This window comes from Parabacteroides caecihominis (assembly GCF_023656785.1).
Taxonomy (GTDB): Bacteria; Bacteroidota; Bacteroidia; order Bacteroidales; family Tannerellaceae; genus Parabacteroides; species Parabacteroides segnis.
The window spans coordinates 51,212-76,950 of sequence record NZ_JAMOKS010000027.1; the positions used below are offsets into that span (position 1 = coordinate 51,212).

16 protein-coding genes are annotated in these 25,739 nt (G+C 39.8%); 12 read left to right on the forward strand and 4 right to left on the reverse strand.

Annotated features, from left to right (window positions below):
* Positions 1–22 precede the first annotated feature (22 nt).
* The 3 genes from NBH14_RS20105 to NBH14_RS20115 are packed head-to-tail and all read right to left on the reverse strand — an operon-like array spanning position 23 to position 4,393.
* A complete protein-coding gene (locus NBH14_RS20105; protein WP_186959160.1) occupies positions 23–1,063 on the reverse strand; it encodes a DUF4249 domain-containing protein in 1,041 nt (346 codons plus the stop codon).
* Positions 1,064–1,068: 5 nt separating this feature from the next.
* Positions 1,069–3,747 (reverse strand): TonB-dependent receptor domain-containing protein, encoded by a 2,679-nt coding sequence (locus NBH14_RS20110; RefSeq protein ID WP_186959161.1) that lies wholly within the window; start codon positions 3,745–3,747, stop codon positions 1,069–1,071.
* Positions 3,748–3,805: 58 nt separating this feature from the next.
* Positions 3,806–4,393 carry an RNA polymerase sigma-70 factor gene (locus NBH14_RS20115; protein ID WP_186959162.1) on the reverse strand — a complete coding sequence of 196 codons (588 nt, stop codon included), beginning with the start codon at positions 4,391–4,393 and terminating at the stop codon, positions 3,806–3,808.
* 108 nt (positions 4,394–4,501) lie between these two features.
* On the opposite strand from NBH14_RS20115, the gene NBH14_RS20120 reads away from it, so the two are divergent.
* The 11 genes from NBH14_RS20120 to NBH14_RS20170 all read left to right on the forward strand — a co-directional run bounded on the left by NBH14_RS20120 (position 4,502) and on the right by NBH14_RS20170 (position 23,386).
* A complete protein-coding gene (locus NBH14_RS20120; RefSeq protein WP_186959163.1) occupies positions 4,502–5,503 on the forward strand; it encodes a FecR family protein in 1,002 nt (333 codons plus the stop codon).
* Between the two features lie 231 nt (positions 5,504–5,734).
* Entirely contained in the window at positions 5,735–9,058 is a 3,324-nt protein-coding gene (locus tag NBH14_RS20125) for a TonB-dependent receptor (RefSeq protein WP_250817725.1), read from the forward strand.
* Positions 9,059–9,074: 16 nt separating this feature from the next.
* Positions 9,075–10,886 (forward strand): RagB/SusD family nutrient uptake outer membrane protein, encoded by a 1,812-nt coding sequence (locus NBH14_RS20130; protein ID WP_186959164.1) that lies wholly within the window; start codon positions 9,075–9,077, stop codon positions 10,884–10,886.
* A gap of 74 nt (positions 10,887–10,960) precedes the next feature.
* Positions 10,961–12,181 (forward strand): glycosyltransferase WbsX family protein, encoded by a 1,221-nt coding sequence (locus tag NBH14_RS20135; protein WP_186959165.1) that lies wholly within the window; start codon positions 10,961–10,963, stop codon positions 12,179–12,181.
* A gap of 5 nt (positions 12,182–12,186) precedes the next feature.
* Positions 12,187–13,365, forward strand: a complete 1,179-nt coding sequence (locus NBH14_RS20140) for a glycosyltransferase WbsX family protein (RefSeq protein WP_186959166.1) — start codon at positions 12,187–12,189, stop codon at positions 13,363–13,365.
* 29 nt (positions 13,366–13,394) lie between these two features.
* A complete protein-coding gene (locus NBH14_RS20145; RefSeq protein ID WP_186959167.1) occupies positions 13,395–14,564 on the forward strand; it encodes a glycosyltransferase WbsX family protein in 1,170 nt (389 codons plus the stop codon).
* Between the two features lie 551 nt (positions 14,565–15,115).
* A complete protein-coding gene (locus NBH14_RS20150) occupies positions 15,116–15,769 on the forward strand; it encodes an RNA polymerase sigma factor (protein WP_122329116.1) in 654 nt (217 codons plus the stop codon).
* Positions 15,770–15,937: 168 nt separating this feature from the next.
* A complete protein-coding gene (locus NBH14_RS20155) occupies positions 15,938–16,960 on the forward strand; it encodes a FecR family protein (RefSeq protein ID WP_186959168.1) in 1,023 nt (340 codons plus the stop codon).
* A gap of 143 nt (positions 16,961–17,103) precedes the next feature.
* A complete protein-coding gene (locus tag NBH14_RS20160; protein WP_186959169.1) occupies positions 17,104–20,586 on the forward strand; it encodes a TonB-dependent receptor in 3,483 nt (1,160 codons plus the stop codon).
* Between the two features lie 24 nt (positions 20,587–20,610).
* The gene (locus NBH14_RS20165; protein WP_186959170.1) at positions 20,611–22,377 is read left to right on the forward strand and encodes a RagB/SusD family nutrient uptake outer membrane protein; all 1,767 of its coding nucleotides are present in this window, start codon (positions 20,611–20,613) and stop codon (positions 22,375–22,377) included.
* Positions 22,378–22,477: 100 nt separating this feature from the next.
* Positions 22,478–23,386, forward strand: coding sequence for a metallophosphoesterase (locus tag NBH14_RS20170; protein ID WP_250817726.1), 909 nt, complete (start codon positions 22,478–22,480; stop codon positions 23,384–23,386).
* 222 nt (positions 23,387–23,608) lie between these two features.
* On the opposite strand, the gene metF is transcribed toward NBH14_RS20170, so the two are convergent.
* Positions 23,609–24,559 carry a methylenetetrahydrofolate reductase [NAD(P)H] gene (metF, locus tag NBH14_RS20175; RefSeq protein WP_186959171.1) on the reverse strand — a complete coding sequence of 317 codons (951 nt, stop codon included), beginning with the start codon at positions 24,557–24,559 and terminating at the stop codon, positions 23,609–23,611.
* Positions 24,560–24,642: 83 nt separating this feature from the next.
* On the opposite strand from metF, the gene NBH14_RS20180 reads away from it, so the two are divergent.
* The gene (locus NBH14_RS20180; RefSeq protein WP_186959172.1) at positions 24,643–25,662 is read left to right on the forward strand and encodes a branched-chain amino acid aminotransferase; all 1,020 of its coding nucleotides are present in this window, start codon (positions 24,643–24,645) and stop codon (positions 25,660–25,662) included.
* The last annotated feature ends 77 nt before the right edge of the window (positions 25,663–25,739 follow it).

Consider the following 25,739-nt stretch of genomic DNA (forward strand, 5'->3'; position numbering starts at 1 on the left):
CGTATATATCCGGAGAAGGCTTTTATTTATCTTCTTTCTTTGGAATATAATCTCCCAGATTGATCTTTATGTTAGTACGCTGGCAGGCTCCTAATATGCCGGTGCCGTTATTTACATTGGTATAAACACGAAGCGGTTCGGCCAATCCTATGTTAGATAAGCTGCCGGATAGAGTGCTGGCACTGATTTTTTCCAATGATAACAAATATTGATAATAAGATTCGGAGAGAGAATACAAGTTAATGCTTCTTTCTTTCAAATCCTGAACACTATAATGTGCCTGTATCAGTTCTTTTACCTGGATGGTATATTCTTTTCCATCAATAAGTTCGTCGGTAAATACACGACCGCCCCGTCCGTCTACGCCGTCATAGCCTAACGTCCCGTCGATAGTGGAATTTACACTGTTGAATATGGGGTCGATATATTGAATGTCTCCTTCCACCCATAACTGATAGTAATTCGCTTTACCCGGTGTGTCCCTGAAGGTTATGTAATACTGAAAGGCATAATACTCATTATTATAAGTTATATTGCCAGGGGTATTATTTTGTATGCTGTAAGGATCTCCGGTTTCTTTCCGGCAACTGATCTCTATCTTTTCGATCGGAACCCGTTGAGGAACGACGTCTTCTGCCCATACAGATCCATATTCGGGTGTGGTTGCTACAATTTTGACTTTATCGCCAGCTTGCGGAATAATCGTCGATACGAAAAAGGTATCTGGTGTGTGATATTCGTCGACACTATCCAAAGCCTGCCATCTCATGTCTTCTTTGTAAGTCCCGTTTATATAAAGTTCAACCTTTGCATTTCTTAATTTTATACTTGAAATTTCTGTTTGCCCGTTCCAGCCATTGTATTCAGGTTTGAGATTGTCCAGATCTGAGAAAAAATAGGTGCGGGTAATGCTCGCCCGGATAACGGTATCGGGGGATATAGGGCAGTTAATGACGATTTTAGGGGTAGTACGATATTTCTCCACGTCAATTTCGCGATAACAGGAAGTCAGGATAGATATGAAGCCTGACAGGACAGATAACAGAAGTATTTTTGTTTTCATCTTATTCAGAATTTATAGGTGTATGAAACCGATGGTATGATAGGCAGAATACTCATCGTTTCGAAATAACAATCATAATTATACCAGAAACGCTTTTTTAAGGTAATCGCATTCATATGGCAATATACATTATATATACTGACATTCCAGATTCCCATGCGTCCATTCTTTTTAGGACGATAAATATTGATACCCAGATCAAGCCGATGATAAGCCGGCAGGCGGAAATTATTGCGTTCGGTGAAATATTCAAGTCCTCCCGGTGTATCCATAAACGGAGGAATGGGAGCTACGTCGGAAGGAAAATGTGCCTGTCCGAGGTCTTCGTAATTTTCGAAAGAAGCGGTAAGGCGGTTTCCTGTCATAAATGTCCAGCTACCGGTTAATTCTACTTTGTCGCTTAGTTTCCAGTTGGCCACAACATTCAGTTTGTGACGGTTGTCAAATTTGGCAGGGAAACGTTTACCGTCATTTATTTCAGCAAACTGGCGGTCTGCCCACATCAGTCCGTATCCCAACCATCCTGTGACACGTCCGGTTTCTTTACGGGCAATCAGTTCTACCCCGTACGACCATCCTTTGCCCTGGGCCAGTTTATCTTCCCAACCGATGAATGACGGGAGGAAATTATAGCCGTCTTTATAGTCGAGAATATGATTCATCCATTTATAATAACCTTCTACTGAGAAAGAATAGTCGTTGTGCAGATTGTAATAGGCGCCGGCCGATACCTGGTCGCTGACCAGTGGGCGGAGTTTTTTACTAACCGGCATCCAGGTATCTGTCGGCAGACTCATATAACTTTCGTTTATCTGGTGAATGTACTGGCTCATCCGGGCATAGGATGCTTTCAGGCTTAGATGGGGGTTGACCAGGAAGCGGGAAGATATGCGGGGTTCCAGCGAAGTATAAGTTTTTTGACGGACATTGTAAAGACTGAAACGTATCCCGGCATTCAGGCGGATAAAATGATTGACTGTCCAGTCATCTTCTGCATAAACAGCCAGTTCATTTGCCGATAAGGTCTCTTTCACATCTTTGACTTCCAGTTTCTCATAATCGCCGGTCACTTCATTTTGGGTATATTCCGGGCGGAAATGATGATAGATGTAATTGCTACCGAAACGGACATGATGGGCGGGAGCGGGCAAATAGTCGAAATTCATCCGGAAACCCAGGTCGTTGATACCATTTTCAGTCGATGTATTTCTTTTACTTTTCTTATATTCCTCATCGTCTTTTTTACCTGTTTGGTTTTCCTCTATTCTTCTTATGGAGGAATTATAACGTGTGTAATAAGCCGAAATATTACTGAACATTTTATGATTCATCACATAAGACCATCCGGCGGAGGCAACGGTATTTCCCCAGCGTAATTTCCCGATATCTTTCGATTCGTAGTAGAGATTGTCATCACTCGTTTTATAATCGGTACTTCCTCCTTTTAGAAAATCTTGTCCGAAATAAAGGTTGACATATCCTTGGCTACGGTCATTGAAGTGATGGTTTACCTTCATGTTGAAGTCGGTGAACGCATATCTTCCCGTTCGTTTTTTTCCATCCTTTTTCTCTATCCTGTTCCAGATGGCAAGTGCCGGAGCTGTCAGCACGTCGAACCAGGAGCGGCGCAGAGATGCATTGAATGATGTTTTATCTTTGACGAGCGGACCTTCAAAATTAATGTTTCCGGAAGTGAGGCCCAGCATGGCACTGCCATGATATTCTTTCATGTTCCCATCTTTGGTATGTACGTCGACTACGCTTGAAAGTCTTCCTCCGTAACGGGCGGGAAAAGCTGATTTGTAAAAATCGACATCTTTCAGAGCCTCGGCATTAAAAGCGGAAAAGAGCCCTCCCAGGTGGTTTACCTGGTAAAGGGGAATGCCGTCTATCATATAGAGGTTCTCATCGCCATTGCCACCCCGGACGTACATACCTGCCAAACCTTCCGTTCCTGCCGAAACGCCCGGCTGTGTCTGCAAAGTCTTGATCACGTCCGATTCTCCGAGAAGGGTAGGGATTGATTTTACTGTTTTTTGTGAAATCTTCAATGTCCCCATCTGGGGAGTATGTACCGGATTTTGTGAAGCATTTGTTCCGGTAACGACTATTTCCTGAAGCTCTTTACCGCTTTTGAGCAGTATTTCCATGACCGTATCTTTTTTCAGATCATTAAAATGATATGCGAAACGCTGGTAGCCAATATAAGATGTTTCCAGCTGGATATCACCTTGTTGTACGGTCAGACTGAAAAAACCATGGTTATTGGTTGCTGTCCCTTCCTGGGTTTGGGGATTGTAGACGGAAGCGCCGATAAGGTATTCGGTTGTATATTGATCGCGGATAAAGCCGCTGATCGTAACGAATTTGCTTTTTCTTCGTAAGATAATAAATTTTCCTTTTATAGTATAGGTGACGGAGAGATCCCTGAAAAGCATATCAAGACAGGTACGCAACGGAACCTGATTTACCTGCAATGTTACTTTCGGAATATCTTTGATAACCGAAGATTCGTAAGAAAAGGACATCTCTGATTGCTTTTCGATTATCACAAGTGCTTCTGGTAGAGGAAGGTTGTTGATATTCAATGTGATAGTAGGTGCTTTATCGGCCTCGGCAGCATTTGCCGGATACAGTATACCTAGTGACAACAGCAAGATAAACAATTGGATAAATAATTTCATTCTATTTCATCATAAATGATTAATGTGCCAGGATAAAGAATAATATATAATTTTTCTGTTAAACCAGATGAATAAAATACAGGAGGGACAGATAATCCTTTAATTCTTTGCGTAAAATCTTTAAAGCCTGCTGTATCCGATAATCTATGGTTTTGCTCGATACTCCTACCTGTTCAGCTATATCCTTGTAACTCATGTGTTGGAACCTATGCATGACAAATGCCTGGCGGTAGCTGTCCGGTAATTTATTTATAGCTTTTTTGAGCAATTCCCTTAGTTCTGTAATCTGGTAATAATCGGTCTCCTGTAACATTTCCTGCATCTGCTCGAAGAAGACGGTGTCGGCTTTACTTTTTGCTTGTAGACTGGCTATTTTGTTAATTGCTCTATTATATATTATTTTAAACAGATATTGGCTGAGTGATTTTTCGATAACCAGCTCTTTGCGGGATTCCCATAACCAGAACAGAACATCCTGGACAATCTCCTCAGAATCTTCTAATGAAATAAACTTATGGCAATATGCGCACAACATCGGGTAATATTTCCGAAACAAGAAGGTATATGCTTCCCTGTCTGACTGACGTAATGCTGACAAAAGAAAATTCTCATTCTGGTATTGTTCGTTATGTATACTCCCTTTCATATGTTTTTCTTATCTAAGAGCAAATATCATAATTTTTTTTGAAAAAAGTCGATTTCTGTTTAGGAACTCATCCGATCCCACCTGTCATAATAATAAAAGGTGATTTTAATGAGCGAAAAGAATATAGATATTGTAGAGGAACTTCTTCCCCGTTATTGTGAAGGCAATGTATCTGCGGAGGAAAAGGAGAAAGTTGAAAAATGGATCCGTCAATCTGAAGAGCATTATAAAATAGCCCGGCAGATACAACTGATCTATTTGGCATCGGATACTATCTCTGTCATGGATCGGATAAATACGGACAATGCTTTATCCAAAGTAGACAATCGTATTTTCAGAAGCCAACTAAAGGCGTTGTTTATATGGGGGCAGCGGGTGGCTGCCATATTATTCATCCCGTTGCTGGTTGCTTATCTGTTGCAAGTACTTATTCCTGAAAAACAGGATATCCGTATGTTGGAAGTCCGGACAAATCCGGGTATGACGACCAGCCTGACATTACCGGATGGTACAAAGGTTAATTTGAATTCCGAGTCTTCACTGGTATATCCGGAGAGTTTCGAAGGGGAACTCCGTTCGGTCCGGTTGGAAGGTGAGGCTTTTTTTGAAGTCGTAAAGAATCCGGAAAAGCGGTTTGTTGTAACCACTCCTCACAATGCCAGCGTGGAAGTGTTGGGAACTTCTTTTAATATGGAAGCTTTTAAATGGGATTCTATTGTCTCAACCACATTGATCAGCGGAAAAGTCGCTTTTATTTCCAACTCCGGACAGGTGAATATGAAACCGGGTGAAAAATTGATTTATAATATCCAGACGAATCGGTCGGATATATATCGGACAAGCGGGGAAGCTGAGATATCCTGGAAGGATGGAATGATTATTTTCAAGAAGACTCCTTTTGAAGAAGCATTGCGTATGTTGACAAAGAGGTTTAATGTGGATTTTGTAGTGTCAAATAATAAATATGTAAAAGATTTTTTTACCGGATCATTTACCAATCATCGATTGGAACAGATATTAGACATATTCAATGCTTCTTCCGGAATTAAGTGGCGTTATATTCCGTCGGAAAACAAATTGGATAGAAAAAGTAAAGTAGAAATCTATTAAAAATGAAAGCGTATGGCAAACGGACCTCCTGAAACAAAAACATTCGGATAAATATTGGCGTATTTATCCGAATGAAATGAGTTAACTGAAAGAAACCTGTTTGGCGACAGGTTCGTATCAAATCATTTTTTCCTTAAAAAAGTACACAAAGTTATGCAAAAATTATCTATTACCCAATTTCGGTGGGTGACAATGTCACTTGGGTTAACCTTAAAAAAGATTCCATTGGTTATGAAACTGTTTTTTGTCTTTATGCTAAGTTCAATTAGCTTATTACATGCCTCTGGTAGCTATGCACAAACTGCCCGGATAAGTTTGGAAACGAAAAATCAAACAGTGCAGGAAGTGTTGGAACAGATAGAAGCGAAGAGTAATTTTTCTTTTTTTTATAACAATCGTCATGTCGATTTGAATCGTAAAGTATCGGTATCTGTCGACGATGCTGATATATTTAAAATACTGGATGCCGTTTTTTCCGGGACCAATGTAGGTTATTCAGTAGTAGAGAACCGTATTGTATTATCTGTAAAATCATCAAATCCTGTTATTTCCCAAAAAGGGAATAAAATTACAGGGACAGTTGTCGATGCAGCCGGTATACCTATTATTGGAGCCAATGTAATGGTAAAAGGAACGACAAATGGAGCTGTTACAGATATAAACGGAAAATTCTCATTGAATGTAGAAAAAGGAGATCTGTTGGAAGTGTCTTACATCGGTTATCTTTCTTATGAACAAAAAATCGGTAATGAACAGGCATTGGCTATCACATTAAAGGAAGATACTAAAACATTGGATGAAGTAGTCGTTGTCGGATATGGTACCCAGAAAAGAGGGAACCTGACAGGTTCTATTGCTACGGTTAAAAGTGAAGAAATGACAGTGGCTCCGGTTTCCAGTACTATAAATAGTTTAGGTGGTAGATTGCCTGGGTTGGTATCTCAGCAGACAAGCGGACAACCAGGGGCGGACCAGGCCACTATAAAGGTGCGTGGATTTGCGGATAATGCTATTTGGATTGTAGATGGAATAGAAACTGATTTTAACCGGGTTGACCCGAACCAGATTGAGTCTATCAGTATACTGAAAGATGGTTCCGCCTCAATTTATGGAGCTCGTGCCGGTAATGGCGTTGTTTTGGTAACAACAAAGAGAGGAGTTGTCCAAAAACCGACTATTGCTATTAATTCATCCATTACTTTTCAAGGTATTACTACTATGCCTAAACCTGTTTCTTCGGGAGATTATGCTACTTTGAAACGGGAAGAGTGGCTTCAGTCCGGTAAACCGGAATCGACCGCTCCCTATACGGAAGAACAAATACAGAAGTTTTATGACGGAACAGATCCGCAGTATGTAAATACCGATTGGTATAGCGAATTGATCAGAAACTGGTCTCCATTGAACCAGCATAATATATCGGTACGCGGAGGTAGTGAGAAGATCAAGTATTATGGCTTTTTAGGATATTTAGGTCAGGAATCTATCTGGAAAAATAATGGTGGGGATTATAAGCGTTATAATTTGCAGTCGAATATCGATGCCAATATCACGGATCAGTTATCACTGCAGTTGGACTTGTCTTTCATAAAGTCTGATAATATGACGACAGTCCGTGGACAGTCTGCAGGGGAAAATACAGTTTGGCAGGACTTTTGGAATACGTTGCCTATTTATCCGGCTCATTTGCCTGATCCGACGAGAATCTCTTATGCCGATGGAAAGGGAACAGGGGGGGCACATGTTACGTCCAATACCGATTTATCCGGATATACAAAAGATGAAAAGCTAACTTTAACCGGTACAATCGCTTTAAAATATAATATAAAATGGGTAAAAGGGCTTTCTGCTAAATTTTTTGTTAATTATTATGATGATATTAAATTCCAAAAGAGATTTAACAGACCATCTTCCTTTTATAGATATGATGTGGCGAGTGACACATATATCAGTGCAGGAGGTTTGGGAAATTCGGCTCAATTATCGCAACGGGATGATCGAAGTAAAATGCTGACCAGGCAATTTTCTGTTAATTATGATAATACGTTGGCGGAAGATCATACCCTGTCTGTTTTGGCTCTGTATGAAGCGATTGATTACTCCGGCAACTGGATGTCTGCCAGCAGGGAAGATTTGCTGACTCCTTCTATAGAGGAATTATTTGTTGGTAATACAGAAACAATGAAAAATGACGGAGCTTCATCGGAGATGGGACGTAAGAGTTTTGTCGGAAGATTCAATTATTCCTATAAGAATAAATATTTGTTGGAAACAACATTAAGAGCGGATGCCTCGGCTAAATTTGCTCCCGGACACAGATGGGGTTTTTTCCCGAGTGCTTCATTAGGATGGAGAATCACAGAGGAGTCTTTTATGGAAAATACCAAATCAGTATTGGATGATTTGAAGGTTAGAGCAAGTTACGGACGTTCAGGTAATGATGCTGTGGGTAACTTCCAATATTTATCCGGTTATAAATTAAATGGGTATTATCTGTTGGGAGATAAAAGTATGTCCGGTATTGTGACGACAGGATTAGCTAATCCTATTTTGTCTTGGGAGAAATTTGAAATATGGAATGTCGGTTTGAATTATTCATTCCTGAATCAATTAATTTATGGGGAAGGTGATGTCTTCTACCGGAAGAGATCGGGTATCCCTGCTAAACGTTCAATGAGTTTATCTCCTACATTTGGTGCAAGTTTTCCGGATGAGAATATTAATAGTATGACAGACAGAGGGTTTGAACTTATTGTCGGTAGTTCAAAAAACTTTAAAAATTTCAGTTATAATATTAGTGGTAATATTTCGTGGTCCAGAGCAAAATGGGATCATTATGAAGAACAGATGTATACAGATCCTGACCAGAAAAGGATAAATCAGAAATCCGGACAATGGATAGACAGACAATTTGGATATGTATCAGACGGATTGTTCACTTCTCAGGAAGAAATTGATAATTTGGGTTTTGATCAGGATAATAAGCAAAATACATCTTTGCGACCAGGCGATATTCGGTATGTGGATGTAAATGGAGATAAAGTGTTGGATTGGAAAGACCAGGTTGAGATAGGTAAAGGAACTATGCCTCACTGGATGTACGGACTGAATGTCGATCTGAAATATAAAGATTTTGATTTTGCTGCTCTTTTCCAGGGTGCTTTCGGATATAACAGCAATATCACATTGTGGCATAATACATTGACCTTCCCACAGGAGTTGTATGATCTTCGTTGGTGTGAGCAAAATAATGTATCGGATGCTCTTTATCCCCGTTTGGGAGGTGCTGCTACCAATGGATATACGTCTGATTATTTTTATAAAAAAGCGGGTTATTTACGTCTGAAATCGTTGGCTATCGGATATAATTTGCCAAAAGAGCTTTGTACAAAATTATTTATTAAGCAATGCAGAGTGTATTTCGCAGGTACCAATTTGTTGACATTCGATAAGTTAGGAAAATATCATATTGACCCGGAGGCTCCTTCCGGACAAGGCGGATACTACTATCCTCAACAAAAAACTCTTTCTGTAGGTGTTAATTTGTCATTCTAATAAAAAGTCTAATCGTATGAAAAAAATATTTTTGTCATTAATGATAATTGCTTCATCTCTTGTTTCCTGTTCAGACGTTCTGGACAAAACCCCGTTAGATATCATCTCTGATGAAGCTGTATGGAATGATGAAGCTTTGATTGAAGCTTATTTAGTCCAATGTTACTATCACATGTCTTATTTTGGAAATGAAAGTGGCGGTGCAGGTTGGCAAGGTGATGGTTATTTCCCTGCATTTGTTGTGAATCATGTGTCTGATGAATGCTTGTCTCAATGGAGAGATTGGGGAGAAGCTATGACCGGATATAATTATAAGTTTGGCGGACTAAAAATAGATGGTGGTTTGTTGGACTGGTGGGGATATGATCCTATTCGTAAAATCAATGAATTTATAGAAAAAGTCCCTGAATCTCCGTTAAATCAAGAACTTAAAGGTACTCGGGTTGCAGAGGCTCGTTTTTTGAGAGCTTTTTCTTATTTTGCCATGGCAAAACGTTATGGTGGTGTTCCTTTGATTTTGAAAGCGCAGCAGTTGACTGATCCGGAGGAAGAATTATATCCTAAACGGGATACGGAAGAAGCTGTCTATAATTTTATTATATCTGAAACAAGTGAAATAGCAAATGAACTGCCGGAAGAAGCCGGAAGTGGAAACCTGGGACGTGCAACGAAATATGCCGCTTTGGCTTTGAAGTCGCGGGCTGCTTTATACGCTGCAAGTATTGCACAGTTCGGTAAGGTGCAATTGGATGGAGTTGTGGGAATCCCAGCAGAAAAAGCTAAGGATTTTTATCAGATATCTTATGATGCTTCCAAGGAGATCATAAATAGCGGGAAATTTGCTTTATATAATCAGGATGCGGATAAAGTAACAAACTTTAAAAATATATTTTTAGTTAAAAATAATAGTGAGGTTATCTTTGCCAAAAGACATGATAGTTCCAATGGTTTGATCACCGGAGGAAATGGATGGGCAGTCGATTTCTTTCAGTGCCCTCGTCCCCAAGGTTGGAACAGAGGTAACCTGGATGGTCCTTATCTGGAGTTGGTGGAAGAGTTTGAACATGTGGATGGTACTCCCGGAAAACTGAACCGTGCAGAAGTGGAGAATGGTCTGTGGACTATGGATAAGTTGTGGGGGAAAAAGGATCCTCGTTTCTTTGCTACGATATATACACAAGAAACTCCGTGGAAAGGTAACTTTGTGGACTACCATAACGGCTTGCTTTTACCGGATGGGACGATCATGACGAAGGATTCTTACAATGGGGTGTTATGTACCGGTGATCAGGATCTGGAAGGAACTTGTTTCGGGGTAATGAAATATTTGGATGAATCTCATGATAATATGGCAGGAACTGAGTCTGCATGGGCTACTTCTTCTCAGGATTTCTTATTATTCCGGTATGCGGAAACCTTACTGAATTTGGCGGAGGCTGCTTATGAATTAAGTAAGAAAGGTGAAGCATTGGATACAATCAATCAAATACGGGAACGCGCCGGTATTGCCCCGCTAAAAGAAATCAGCCAGGATAAGATACGTCATGAAAGAAAAGTGGAACTGGCATTTGAAGGACATCGGTATTGGGATGTCAGACGTTGGAGAACAGCAACAACAGAATTATCAAGAAGTTTTTCGGGTCTTCGATATATTTTGGACTATTCCAGCTATACGGATGATGAGAAAAAATATAAGTTGGAAATTCTGGACAATATTGACGGAAGTGTTTCCGCGCCATTGTTTAAAGAGGAAAATTATTATTTGCCTATAACTTTGAGCAGGACATCCAGTAATCCTAATATGGTAGAAAATCCGGGATATAAATAAGTATTAGCAAAAACGGTCAGTTTCAGGTAATGGATCTGGACTGATCGTTTTTGTGAAAGTAAAAAAAATAAAAAATGAATCTGAAAGTAGTTATTTGTTTGATTGTGCAGGCTTTTACTGTTACGTGCATGGGGCAGGTGAAAGATATGAGCGATGAAATTACAGTGGCGTGTTATTATTTTCCTAATTACCATACACGTGATACTACCGATTTGCGCATTAGCCGTCAGCATTTTGAAAACTGGTCGGAATGGGAGTTGGTAAAACATGCCAAACCTCGCTTTGAAGGACATTATCAGCCTAAAGTACCGGCGTGGGGATATACCGACGAAAAGGACCCCAAAGTGATGGAGCAGAAAATACAGGCTGCATCGACACATGGTATCGATGTGTTTATTTTCGATTGGTATACTTATGAGGGGAAACCTTTTTTAAACCGTTGTTTGGATGAAGGTTTTCTGCACGCATCGAATACTGATTCCATTAAATTTGCACTCATGTGGGCAAACCATGACTGGATGGAACTGTATCCTTATACTGCAGGCGATAAATATGATTATTTATACGATGGAAAGGTTACTTCTGAAATGTTCGATCGTATTGGTGATAATTTGATTGAACAATATTTTACTAAGTCAAATTATTGGTTGATAGATGGGAAAGCTTATTTTTCTATCTATGATATTCAAAATTTTATCAATAGTTTCGGATCTTTGGAAGCTACGATAAAGGAAATGAAAAAATTAAATCAGAAAGCTATTAATGCCGGATTAAAGGGGATACATTGGAATCTGGTAGCTTGGAGTACGGCTATTTTACCCGGTCAGGATGCACCGATCAATAATAGAGAATTATTAGAAAAACTTGAGTTTGATTCTGCGACATCTTATGTCTGGGTTCATCATGCCGGATTACCGCAGGTTGAAACTGATTTTAATTATGTCAGGGATAAATATCTGGAACATTGGGATAATGCCAAAAGAGATTATGGAGTCCCTTATTATCCGAATGTGACTATGGGATGGGACCCGAGTCCGAGGACAAATCAGGAAAAGAATTGGAGTGGTAGCAATTATGGCTATCCCTATACGAACACTATCTCCAATAATACTCCGGCTAATTTCAAAAAAGCTTTACAAATGACCCGGGATAGATTATTGGCAGATCCTGATGGCCCGCGCATTTTAAATATCAATTGTTGGAATGAATGGACGGAAGGTAGTTATCTGGAACCTGATACGAAAAACGGAATGTCCTATCTGGAAGCTGTAAAAAGTGTTTTTAATAAAGAATAGAAAATATGAAAAATCGATTGTGTTTATTATTTGTGTTTTTGTGTTGCTCGATCCTTTTGTTTGGACAAGGAAAGAAGCAGAAGTATGATATAGCGGCATTCCTTTATCCGGCGTATGCTTCTGACGATCCGCGTTTACGTCCGTTTTGGCCGATGGGGATAGGTGAGTGGGAAACTGTTATGACGATGCAAAAGAGAAATCCCGGACATTATTGGGAACGCAAACCTCTGTGGGGGTATATTAATGAAGCAGATCCTTCGGTTATGTCAATGGAAATAGAACAAGCAACAAAGCATGGTGTGAATGTTTTTATTTTTGACTGGTATTGGTATGACGGTCGTCCGTTTATGGAGACAACGTTGGATAATGGTTTCCTGAAAGCTAATAATGTGGATAAAATGCAGTTCTATCTGATGTGGGCAAACCATGATGTGGTGAATGTCTGGGATACCCGTTTGGCCAGAGTGAAAGAAGATAATGTGATCTGGACTGGTAAGGTGGATCGCCAGGAGTTTGAAAAGATCTGTAAACGTAATATCGAGAAATATTTCAAACATCCTCAATATTATAAGATAGATGGAAAACCTGTTTTTATGATTTACGATATACCACAGTTGATAGCGGGCCTGGGAGGAATCGAAGAAACAGCAGATGCTTTGGAATGGTTCAAGAAGGAAACGAAGAAGGCTGGGTTCCCAGGGCTTGAGTTGCAGATAACGATGTGGTCCATAAATATGAATTATAGTGGGTTCGATGCTGGGAAAACAACGAATCCGGAAAATTCATTTGTAAAGAAATTAGGATTCACCAGCGGAACTCATTATCAGTTTGCTCATTTTACTAATGTAAATGAAGATTATAATGTCATTATGGATGCTGTTGAAAAAGAATGGGAGCGCATTGATTCTTCATATGATTTCACTTACTATCCTCATATAAGTGTGGGATGGGATAATAGTCCCCGTACAGGTGTTAGTGCAGTAGTGAAGAATAATACACCTGAGAACTTTGAAAAAGCGCTTCGCAAAGTAAAATCTTTTGTCGATCGGCATCCGAAGCAGAAACCGCTGATAACAATAAATAGTTGGAATGAATGGACGGAGACCAGTTATCTGATGCCTTGTAATGTATTTGGATATGGTTACTTGGAGGCTGTTAAACATGTATTTGTGGATGAAAAATAAAATGATCATTTTCAATTAAGATAAAATATATGAGATATTATTATATATTGAGTGTGTTGCTTTTGTTGAGTTCTTATGTGTTTTCCCAGCAGAATGAGTCAAAGTATGATGTAGCAGCTTATATTTGGCCGGCTTATCAGGACGATCCGCGTTTTAAGGAGATGAATGTTTTTCCGGATGGAAAGGGAGAGTGGGAAGCGATCTATAAAGCTAAACCGAAATTTGAGGGACATCGACAACCCAGGGTTCCTTTGTGGGGATATTTGGATGAGGCTGATCCGAAGGTTCAGGAGAAAGTAATCGATACGGCTTTGGAATATGGTGTTAATACATTTATCTTTGATTGGTATTGGTATGATGATAAACCTTTTTTGGAGAGAACATTGAACGATGGTTTTCTGAAAGCCCGGAATAATGAAAAAATGAATTTTTATTTAATGTGGGCTAATCATACGCATACCACTTATTTAGATCCCAAAGAACCGGATAAAAGTAAAGTGTTTTGGAAAGGAGAGGTGGATTTTGATATTTTTGATCGTTTTACCGATCATGTTATCAAAGACTATTTCATGAAACCGAATTATTACAAAATAGATGGAAAACCTGTTTTTGCTATTTATGAACTTGGAACATTCATTAATGGTTTGGGAGGAATGGAAGAGGCTAAAAAGGCATTGGACCATTTTAGGGTAAAATGTGTAAAGGCGGGTTTAAAAGGAGTACATCTGCAAGCCATTTTGTGGGGTGCTCTTCCTTCAACGCTGTCCGCAGTTCCGGGAGATAAATCGGAAACACAGGATAATACAGTCAAATATTTAGGCTTTAATAGTTTGACAAATTACCAATGGGTTCATTTTGTTTCGATTAATCAGGATTATGCTTCGTGGGGAGAAAAAGCTATTTCTAAATATAAAGAATTTAGTGAAAGTTTCTCTATCCCTTATTTTCCGCATGTTTCTATCGATTGGGACAATAATCCTCGTTTCCCTGGTGGTCCACAACCAGCTGTATCAAATGTTACACCTCAAAAATTCGAGAAATTCCTGTATAAAGCAAAAGAGTTTGTAGACAAACATCCTGATCAGACTCCTTTAGTAACGATCAATGCCTGGAACGAATGGGGAGAAGGAAGTTATCTGGAGCCGGATACTGAATTTAAATATGGATTTTTAGAAGCGGTAAAAAAGGTTTTTAAATAAGACTTCCCGATCCTAATCATATAATTCAGCTCAAAAGGATATTAAAATGTCCCTTTGGGCTGATTTTTGTTTGTGTTGGAAATCAGTGAGCAGGTTGTATCTTATCAAAGATGCATTTTACTATATAAAATAGTAGCAGAAAAGGATATACTGCCAGATCCATAGTAATGAATAGTATGTATTTCATTTCTTTTTTCTTTTAAATTTCACCTGTAAGACAGAAATATTTCAAAAACCCCTATCGGCCTGACAGATTTTTTTGTATTTGTATGAAAAGAAGATGAGTAAAGGCATTAAAAAGATGCATCCGGGTTTGAAATTGGTGTAATTTAACAAATAAGCTTTTGAGTGAACTAGAATTTTGTCTGGAAATTTGATGTGATTTATGTTTAATATGATAATTATAAGAAGGAGGAGAAGCATCAGTCTGACAATTTGATAAAAGATTTGTCATGTTATATGTGTAGAAATAATTAATTTTGTAATTATTTTGAAATATTGGTTCGGAAATAAATACCTACATTTGTTTCTTATAATAATCTAATTTAATTATGACTCAGCTATCAGATATAAAAATATGGGATTCCTGTCTGAATGGAGACCGGAAGGCTTTTGCTGAGTTGTACAGGCGATACTATCCTCTATTATATAACTATGGATGTAAATTTTGTGCAAATAAAGAACTTGTAAAAGACTGCATCCAGAACTTTTTTGCCAAGTTAATACAGAATTATCATAAATTATCTGCCACCCAATCTGTTAAAGGCTACCTGCTTCTGGCTTTTCGCAACAGACTTTATGATGACCTGAAATATGAAAATTCCCGTTCAGATATGTTTCTTCCTTGCATAGATGATCTTTTATCTTTCGATAAGAGCCTGATTCCTTATCCTCCGGAAGATGAGTCGTCTGATGATTTTATAATTATGCGGTTAGCTTTTCTTGAACTTTCACCACGTCAGCAGGAAATTCTTTACCTTTATTATATGTTAGGTGCCAGTCATTCAGACATTGCTGATATTCTGAATATAAACTACCAGTCGAGTAAGAATTTGCTTTGCCGCTCTTTGTTAAAACTGAAAGAGTTGTTTTTCATTAAACTGAAAGATTATAAAGGTCAGGCAGACTGTAAAGAAGAGGAACTGGATGTTTTTTCTCATCTGGCTGAAAATTTCAAATGGTTTCATGTCGAACTAGCCAAGTAAACTTCCCTGAAAAACTTTTTTTCGCAAAAGTGATAATTTCTTATTTTCGTTGAGTACGATCTCTCTATCCTATCGTTTTAATAGTGTAAATACAATAGAAACGTGTATAGGAAAGATAACATATCAAATAATTATTTTTTCAGAAAGGCCAGACGGTCGGTCGGCCTGATGAAGAAAATAGAGCAGGTCAGCCGGAAAGAAATAGATGACTCGTGGAATGCTGTAGAACAAATACTACAGGCGTCAGAACAGGAGAAAATAAAGAAAACGAGATACCGTCTTGTGTGGACTTCTGTGGCCGCTGTGCTGGTTTTAGGAGCTGCCGTTTTCTCTACATTATATCTTATACCTTCCGAATCTTCTCTGGTTGCTGCATTACATGAAAGTAGCATGCTGGCAGACAGTACGACGGAAATTTCTTTGATTACTTCCAGTAATCATTTGAAGTTGGAGGATGAGTCTGTTCTTAACTATGATTCGAATGGGAAAGTTTCTATTAATAAACAGCAAGTTCAGTCTGTGAGGAATGTCGATGCCGCTAAAAATGAAAAAGAATTGAACCATATCATTGTTCCCAAAGGAAGACGTATGAACATTACTTTTGAAGACGGAACCAAGATATATGTGAATGCAGGCAGCCATGTCATATACCCTGCCGTATTCGATAAGAAAAGGAGGGAGATAGCTGTGGAGGGTGAGGTTTATCTTGATGTGGCACGCGATCCAAAACGTCCTTTCATTGTGAAAACAGGAAGATTTGATGTGAAAGTATTGGGAACCGTATTTAATGTCACCGCATATAAAGAAGATAAATCGGCATCGGTGGTATTGGTGAAGGGATGCGTTGAAGTGGAGACAGACACTAAAGAAAAGGTTATGATGTCACCGGATCAGCGGGTCAGTATTACAGATGGAAAAACATCGACAGAGAAAGTTAATGTTTTTAAATATATATGTTGGAAAGATAACTTGATGTACTTGAAGAATGACCGTACGGGAGATGTTTTAAATCGTGTCGCACGATATTATGGAGTAAATATCAGATATGACGAGCAGGTTGCGGATATTCCTATTTCCGGTAAGCTTGATTTGCTGGGGGATATAAATTCTGTACTTGATGTTATTGAAGAGTCGGTTTCTGTGAAATCTGTTTGTGACAGTTCGGGTGGTTTCCATTTATCATTGAAATGACAAATAAAATTATTAATTAAATAAGACAGCCTATGGGTATATCGAATTGAAAAACAAAAAAGATCGGATAATATTAGCCGTATTACCCGATCTGGAAAATTCTCTAAAATTAAAACTCACTTAAAGAATTAATAAACAAAGGTATGAAAAAAATGAAGACGATTGGTCTGAAAATGACTAATTATTTTAAATGTTTTTGTTTATCAGCATGTTTTATTTCTATTTCTGTTAACCATTTATCAGCTTTACCTATCTCTGCCCAGCATGAGAAGTTGAGCATCAACATGCAGGATAAAACGTTGGAAGATGTATTTACATTTATTGAAAATCACAGTGATTATGTATTTATCTATCATGCTTCCAAAATCGATTTAAGTCATAAAGTGAATGTGAATATCAAAGATCAGCCGATTAAAGATATTCTGAAAGACGTATTTAGAGGTACGGGACTCACTTATGTTGTAAAAGGGCGGCAGGTAGTTGTCAAGAAGGAGGATGCACCACAAACTCCAGGTGTTAAAAGTGTCGCAGTCCTCCAGCAGCAAAAAGGAATTACTGTTTTCGGGAATATAAAGGACGATACCGGTTTCCCTCTGATTGGAGTAAATGTAGTAATTAAAGGATCTAATCAGGGAGTTATTACGGATGTCGACGGAAACTTTTCCATGGAAGATGTTCCTTCTTCTGCCATATTGAGATTTTCATATATAGGCTACCAGCCGATAGAGATGAAAGCGCAGGAATCGATCATGCTGGTGATGCATGAAGACAACGAAAAACTGGAGGAGGTGGTTGTAGTCGGTTATGGTACACAGAAAAAGGTGAACCTGACCGGCGCTATTGAAGTGGTGGATGGAGATCGATTGAAAAATCGTCCGTCAACGAATGTGTCACAAGTGATGCAGGGTACGGTTTCCGGTGTGAATTTCTCTTATGGGAATTCGGGTTCTGAACCGGGGGCGAAATTGAATTTGCAGATTCGTGGTCAGGGAGAACCTTATGTGCTTATTGATGGGACGGTGGGGGATCTGAATATGATCGATCCCAATGATATCGAAAATATATCTGTATTGAAGGATGCTGCGGCTTCTGCCATATATGGGGCCCGGGCTCCTTATGGTGTAGTTATTATAACGACGAAGTCGGGAAAGCGTGAAGAGAAGATACAGGTTGATTTCTCTGCGAATGTTGCCTTTACAAAGCCGATCCGTAAACCGCGGATGGTCGATTCCTATACTTTCGTACGGGCAATGAATGAGTTTCATGATAACCAGGGAGAATCCCGGTTGTTTGCCGAAGAAACGATAGACCGTATTATAGCTTACATTAATAATCCGTCACTACCGGAAACTGTTCCTGACGCAACAAATTCCAATCAATGGGCTACTTATTTGTTGGCAAATGGCAATAATGACTGGATTGATGTGCATTTCGGTTCCGGCGTCCGTAATCAGGAGAATGTGTCGATTAAAGGAGGTGGTAAAGATTTGGCTTTTTACCTTTCTGCCGGACATGCTTATGAAAAAGGTATTCTTAATTTCGGAAAAGATACATATCGGCGGATCAACTTCAACGCGAAACTGGATTTGAGTTTAACCAAATGGTGGAAATTATCATCCAATACACGCGTGGTCCAGTCTACCCGGGAGAATCCGAACTATGATGATGAAGGCGATTATGACATGATGATCCACCAGATATTCCGTACGCAGCCTAACCAGTTCTTGAAATCACCGAACGGTTATTATTCCCGTTTGTCAAGAATACCGATGATCGAAGCCGGATCGGATAAGACAATAACAAGAGGTATACTGCAACGTTTTGCTACGGATATTACCCCTTTGAAGAATTGGACGATCAGCGCGGACTATTCAATAGATTTTCCTTATACCAGCTTCACTTCCAATAATCTTACCGCTTATGAAGATCTGGTGGATGGTTCTTTGTCGGCTATTCCGACAACAGTTCCTTCGTATGTGAATAAGTATAAGTCCCATACGATGTATAATTCATTGAATGTCTATACTTCTTATAAATTTGACTTGAAGGATAAACATCACTTCACGGCAATGTTGGGATTTCAGCAAGAGTCGAACTCTTATGATTATCTGAGCGGATTGAAAAAAGAACTTATAACGCCGGAGGTTCCGTCTATTTCTACCGCTACGGGTGAAATGCAGACAACTGATGATCTGACGCACTGGTCTACTCAGGGTTATTTTGCCCGTCTGAATTATGATTATATGGGGAAATATCTGTTGGAAGTGAATGCCCGTTATGATGGAACTTCCAAATTCACGAAAGACCACCGGTGGGGGTTATTCCCTTCTTTCTCTTTAGGATGGAATATTTCCCATGAAAAGTTCTGGGAAGCAGTTTCTCCTTATGTAAATACACTAAAGTTAAGAACTTCATGGGGAAGTTTGGGTAATCAGAATGTAGATGCTTACCAGGATCTGCCTTTGCTGGGTACGGAGATGAATCTGGAATGGATTTTAAACAGCAAACGTCCTGCTTATACAACTGCTCCGAATCTGATTAATCCTGTGCTGACCTGGGAGTCATCAAAGACGGTGGATGTAGGTGCTGATCTGGGATTCTTTAATAACAGGCTGCAGATAACTGCCGATTATTATCAACGTCTAACCTTTAACCGGCTTGGACCGGCTCAAGCCCTGCCTGCCGTGTTAGGTGCTGATATACCTAAAGAGAATAACTCTGAACTGAGAACGAGGGGCTGGGATTTGTCTTTTACCTGGAGGGATAAGGTAAGTAATGACTTTTCTTACTCGGTCACTGCCATGTTGTTTGATTATAAGAGTGTTGTTACCAAGTATAATAATCCGACCGGAATACTGACGACTGATTATGAAGGAAAAACAATTGGAGAAATATGGGGATATGAAACTGTTGGTTTGATCCGGACGCAGGAAGATGCGGATCGGATTAATCAAAGTAAATCGCAGAATTTCATTAATGCCCAGGTATGGCGTACCGGAGATGTTATGTATCGGGATCTGAATAATGACGGTTTGATAAATAACGGTAAGAATACGGTTTCCGATCATGGTGATTTGCGGATAATAGGTAATAATACTCCCCGGTACCAGTTTGGAATAACATTATCTGCTGATTATAAAGGATTTGATTTTATGGCATTTTTCCAGGGCACGGCGAAAAGAGATTTGTGGCTGACCGGTAATATGTTCTGGGGATTTAATAACTGGAATCAAACGACCCTGTTCCCGCATCATCTGGATTATTACCGGGATGCGGAAGAAAGTACTTATTCAGGATTAGGAGTAAATACGGATGCGTATTATCCCCGGCCATACAGCCAGTCCAGTCTTTATAAAAAGAACCAGCAAATACAGACCAGATACCTGCAAAATGGTGCTTATCTGAGACTTAAAAATTTACAGTTGGGGTATTCGATACCTCAGACGGTCCTAAAGAAAGTGGGGTTACAAAAGTCCAGGATTTATTGTTCGGCAGAGAATGTACTGACATTAACCAAGCTTCCTGTCGGTTTTGATCCGGAGACTGCTAACCTGGGTAAATATGGAAATGGTAAATCGATGTTTTCGTTGGCTGTTCTGTCTTTTGGCTTAAATGTTTCATTTTGATGAATCCTTTTAAAATTTGATATAATGAAAAGAAATATAATATTATTGCCTCTCTGTTTATTGTGTGCAATACTGATAAGTTCCTGTGACGATTATCTGGAAAAGAAGCCGTTAACTCAGATTGGAAATGACGATTATTGGAAAGCGACCAGCGATCTGGCTAATTATACGTTACAGTTTTATCCATCGCTTCCGGCATTCGAAGTTGTTGGAAGTTATACCGGACTGATTGGATGGGATGGGACGAGAGGTTCTGATACACAGATAACAGGTGTTCCCAGTACGGTGTGGAATGGTTCGCGTTCTCCGGTCACTTCAACGTCTGATAAAGAGTGGAACTGGACGAAGATACGAAGTGTGAATGTGTTTTTTGATAACTATTGGAAATGTAAAGATCCTTTCGATAGTTATAAACATTATGTCGGAGAAGCCCATTTCTTTAAAGCCTGGTTTTATTTTGAAAAGGTACGTGCCTATGGGGATGTCCCTTGGTTTTCCAAGGCGCTGGATACAAGCTCTGAAGAGTTGTATAAGGCTAGGGATTCCCGTGTGCTTGTTGTAGATTCGATCCTGTGGAACCTGGATAAGGCAATAGAGTACCTGAATCCATTGAAATCTGTGGATGGTGGCTCGAACCGGTTGAGTAAGGAAGTCGCATTGCTCTTTAAATCGAGAGTCGCTTTGTATGAAGGCAGTTGGCAGAAATATCATAAAGGAACTGCGTTTGGTACTTCCGGAGCTGATCCGGATAAATATTTCCGCTTGGCGGTTGAGGCTGCGGAAGAATTGATGGATCCCCAATATTCGACAGGATTATATTCAACAAATTCTCCGTCGGAAGATTATTGTAAGATGTTTTCCTTAACAGATCAAACGTCTAATAAGGAGGCTCTTCTCTGGAAACGTTATGATAAAGGACTGGGGATGGGACATTCTTTTCAGATATATGTTTCTGACCGGACGGCCGGAAATTCTCTGACAATGGAGCAAATTCACCATTATCTGAAAAAGAACGGTGAACCGTATGATTATATATCTGTTGGGAAAACGGTGAAAGGCGGTGATTTTCTGACAAAGATTGCCGAAGATTGTGATCCGCGTTTATCCCAGACTATTTGGATTCCTGATATGGTGATGTGGGATAACGGTTATGGCAAAGGTATATTTACCAAGCCTTTCCTGAATCAGTCCGGGGAGTATTTGAATAATACGGGTTTTCAGATAAAGAAAGGGAATGACCCGAAAGATCCTCAGGCGGGGAGCGGTGTATCATGGAATACAAATTGTGTGACGGGAGCCATTGTTTTCCGTTATGCCGAGGCTTTGTTGAACTATGCGGAAGCTAAATGTGAACTGGGGGAAGTTGTTGATTATGATAAGTCTGTCAATTTGTTGAGGAGAAGGGTAGGGATGCCGGACTTTAAAGTACAGTCTGATATAAACCGTTCTTTATATGCCGATTACGGTTATGCTATTTCAGATGAATTGTATGAAATAAGAAGGGAGCGTACGGTGGAATTAGGTTGTGAAGGTTTTCGGTATGACGACATCATGAGGTGGGCGGCACATAGTCTGCTCAAAGGAAAACGTCCTAAAGGGTATCCTTTGGATCTGTCGGAGTGGGAAGGTGTGAAGATTAATTATAAGGTGGATGAAAATGGATTATTAGATCCTTATATCGGCCAGATTCCCAATGGATATGGTTTTGATCCGGAAAGAGATTATCTGGAATGTATTCCTATTAATGAAATAACCTTGAACCCGCAATTAATCCAAAATCCGGGATGGTAGGTATATTGACTTTTTATTATTAATATTGTAAGCCAATGCTGATAGCCTGCTACATCCGGCAGGTTACCGGCATGACTCTATAACCTATGAAATTTTTAATATGATGAACAGACGCTTATTTTTAAAAAAGGCATGCGGAGGGGTGTTGGTCCTGGCAGCTTCTCCTTCATTTGTATCCTGTGGGGGACAACGGCCTGTCCGGTTTGGGGTTGTTACCGATCTGCATTATTCGCGACGGGAACCTTATGGGACCCGTTATTTCCCTCAGACAATGGATAAATTGAAAGAGGCCATGGAGGTCTTCAACTCTTCCAATCTGGATTTTGTGATCGAAATGGGCGATCTGAAGGATCAGGATAATGTCCCCCGGCGGGAACAGACAATTACTTATCTGGATGAAATAGAAAACGTCTTTCAATCGTTCCGGGGACCGGTTTACCATGTCCTGGGAAATCATGATATGGATAGCATCTCCAAAGACGATTTTCTGCAACATACATCCAATCAGGGTGATGCCGACAAGAAGGCTTATTATTCATTTGCTTTTGATAATATAAAATTCATAGTCCTGGATGCGAACTACAATCTGGACGGGACCCCGTATGATAAAGGTAATTTTGACTGGACAAAGGCTTATGTCCCTGAAGACCAGATAGACTGGCTGAAGAAAGAATTGAAAGGAAATAACAAACCGGTCATCATTTTTATCCATCAGTTGTTAGACCGCTTCTCCGATATCAGTAAATCGCTTTGTGTAAGTAATGCGGACGAAATAGTTCCTCTGTTAGAAGAAAACGGGAATGTGCTAGCTGTATTCCAGGGACATCATCATGCGGGACATTACAGTTTCCGTAATAATATCCACTACTGGACAATGAAAGGGATGATAGAAGGAAACCTTCCCGATAACAACAGTTTTGCTGTTGTGGAGATTGATACGCAGAATAATATTCATATCGATGGTTTCTATAATTGTGAAGATAAGGATTTGAATCGCTTCATGGTGTAAAGTTATTCAGTTGATCAGCGTAAAGCAATCTAATGTTTTTTCAGACAGAGGTAGGTCTAAATAAATTTAGAGGTAGGTGTAAATCGAATTAGAGGTACGTCTAAATTCATTTACACCTACCTCTAATTAATAAGACATAGTAATGTTCTCCGGATTTCGTCAGTATTACGCTTTTTATTCAACCCGTTGTCTCCTGGCAATCGATTAGTTCCACCAACGGTTTTAATATACTTCTTTTGCCACTTTGTAAACACTATCCGTAGCCATCATTGTATAAAAATGCAGGCTTGGGACACCGTGGGCGATCAGGTCTTTGCATTGCTGGATGCACCATTCGACACCTACGGCTTTTACTTCATCATCATTTTTACATTTCCGCAATTCTGTTGCAAACGGTTCGGGAATGTCTGAACGGAATATTTTAGGTAATACGGTCAGCTGGTTTTTAAAGACAACCGGCTTGATGCCTGGAATGATCGGGACATCGATACCTTCGGCGCGGCAGCGTTCCACAAATGAATAATATTTTTCATTGTCGAAAAACATCTGGGTAACCAGATAATCAGCACCGTTTTTTACTTTCTCTTTCAGATAAAAAATATCCGATTCCATATTCGGTGCTTCCTCATGTTTTTCCGGATAGCAAGCCATACCGTATGAGAACGGTGTTTCGTTTGCTTCGAATGTGGAACCGTCTACGGCAATACCTTTATTGAAATTGTTTACCTGTTCCTGAAGGTCAGTCGCATGTTCGTGATATAAATCTGTATTTTGTCCGGCTTCCAGTGTTTTTACATCACCACGCAACAGCAGCAGGTCGTAAACTCCCAGGAAATTAAGATCGATCAACGCATATTCCGTTTCATCTTTTGTAAATCCCTTACATATAATATGTGGAACTGCCGGAATGCCATATTTATTCTGGATAGCAGAAGCAATGGCAACCGAACCCGGACGCTTGCGGATGTTCACTTTCTGGAAGCTACCATCGGGAAGCGTTTTATAAATACATTCGCTATGGTGAGAAGTTATATTAATGTATTTAGGGTCGAATTCTTTCAGTTTATCAATCACATTATATACCTTCTGTATGCTGTTCCCTTTCAGAGGAGGTAGAATTTCAAATGAAAAAGCAGTCGTTTTACTGCCGTTGATCAGATCAATAACTTTCATATTTTAATTATTTTTGCTGCAAAAGTAACAATTATCATCCGAAATAGCTTACTTTTGCGCTCATAATCTAATTACGACAAGATATGGAAAATATGAATTGGTCTGATCTGGCATTCGGTTATATGAAGACAGACTACAATGTACGGTGTTACTATCGCGATGGTAAGTGGGGTGAATTGGAAGTTAGTTCTTCTGAGATTATCAATATTCACATGGCAGCTACTTGCCTCCATTACGGACAGGAGTCGTTTGAAGGTTTGAAAGCATTCAAGGGAAAAGACGGTAAAATCCGTGTGTTCCGTATGGATGAAAACGGCAAACGTATGCAATCTTCCAGCCGTGGCATCAAGATGGCTGAACTTCCTGTGGAAATGTTTGAAGAAGCAGTCCGTAAAGTTGTGAAATTGAATGAACGCTTTGTTCCGCCTTATGAGAGCGGGGCTGCATTATATATTCGCCCGCTGATGATCGGCCTGGGTGCACAGGTTGGTGTGAAGCCGGCTCCCGAATATATGTTTATGGTGTTTGTAACTCCTGTAGGACCTTACTTTAAAGGCGGATTCCAACCGTCAAAGGTTTGTATCATGCGTGAGTTCGACCGTGCAGCACCTTATGGAACAGGTACGATCAAAGTTGGTGGTAACTATGCAGCCAGTTTGGTTGCCGGTGAGATCGCTCATTCAAAAGGGTATGCAGCCGTGTTGTATCTGGACCCGAAAGAAAAGAAATACCTGGACGAATGTGGTCCGGCTAACTTCTTCGGTATCCGTGGAAACAGCTATATCACTCCGCAATCTCATTCCATCCTGCCTTCTATTACAAACAAGAGTTTGCAGCAATTGGCGGAAGATATGGGACTAACTGTTGAACGTCGTCCAGTTCCGGTAGAAGAAATTGCGACATTTGATGAAGCGGCAGAATGTGGAACAGCAGCCGTTATCGCTCCGATCTCGCAGATCGATGACCTGGATATCAATAAGTCATATGTGATAGCCAAGGACGGCAAACCTGGTCCTGTTTGCGAAAAACTATATAACAAACTGCGTGGCATCCAATACGGTGACGAACCTGATACATACGGTTGGGTTACGGTAATTGAATAATCAGATAAAAGATGTTGACAGTTAATGCTTTTGGATAAATCGGGAGTGTTAACTGCCAACTCTAAATTCTCAAACGT

Bases quoted from the DNA above. Each gene is read 5' to 3' on its own strand.
- NBH14_RS20105 (WP_186959160.1), bottom strand. From the start codon at position 1,063: ATGAAAACAAAAATACTTCTGTTATCTGTCCTGTCAGGCTTCATATCT.
- NBH14_RS20110 (WP_186959161.1), bottom strand. From the start codon at position 3,747: ATGAAATTATTTATCCAATTGTTTATCTTGCTGTTGTCACTAGGTATA.
- NBH14_RS20115 (WP_186959162.1), bottom strand. From the start codon at position 4,393: ATGAAAGGGAGTATACATAACGAACAATACCAGAATGAGAATTTTCTT.
- NBH14_RS20120 (WP_186959163.1), top strand. From the start codon at position 4,502: ATGAGCGAAAAGAATATAGATATTGTAGAGGAACTTCTTCCCCGTTAT.
- NBH14_RS20125 (WP_250817725.1), top strand. From the start codon at position 5,735: ATGAAACTGTTTTTTGTCTTTATGCTAAGTTCAATTAGCTTATTACAT.
- NBH14_RS20130 (WP_186959164.1), top strand. From the start codon at position 9,075: ATGAAAAAAATATTTTTGTCATTAATGATAATTGCTTCATCTCTTGTT.
- NBH14_RS20135 (WP_186959165.1), top strand. From the start codon at position 10,961: ATGAATCTGAAAGTAGTTATTTGTTTGATTGTGCAGGCTTTTACTGTT.
- NBH14_RS20140 (WP_186959166.1), top strand. From the start codon at position 12,187: ATGAAAAATCGATTGTGTTTATTATTTGTGTTTTTGTGTTGCTCGATC.
- NBH14_RS20145 (WP_186959167.1), top strand. From the start codon at position 13,395: ATGAGATATTATTATATATTGAGTGTGTTGCTTTTGTTGAGTTCTTAT.
- NBH14_RS20150 (WP_122329116.1), top strand. From the start codon at position 15,116: ATGACTCAGCTATCAGATATAAAAATATGGGATTCCTGTCTGAATGGA.
- NBH14_RS20155 (WP_186959168.1), top strand. From the start codon at position 15,938: ATGAAGAAAATAGAGCAGGTCAGCCGGAAAGAAATAGATGACTCGTGG.
- NBH14_RS20160 (WP_186959169.1), top strand. From the start codon at position 17,104: ATGAAAAAAATGAAGACGATTGGTCTGAAAATGACTAATTATTTTAAA.
- NBH14_RS20165 (WP_186959170.1), top strand. From the start codon at position 20,611: ATGAAAAGAAATATAATATTATTGCCTCTCTGTTTATTGTGTGCAATA.
- NBH14_RS20170 (WP_250817726.1), top strand. From the start codon at position 22,478: ATGATGAACAGACGCTTATTTTTAAAAAAGGCATGCGGAGGGGTGTTG.
- metF (WP_186959171.1), bottom strand. From the start codon at position 24,559: ATGAAAGTTATTGATCTGATCAACGGCAGTAAAACGACTGCTTTTTCA.
- NBH14_RS20180 (WP_186959172.1), top strand. From the start codon at position 24,643: ATGGAAAATATGAATTGGTCTGATCTGGCATTCGGTTATATGAAGACA.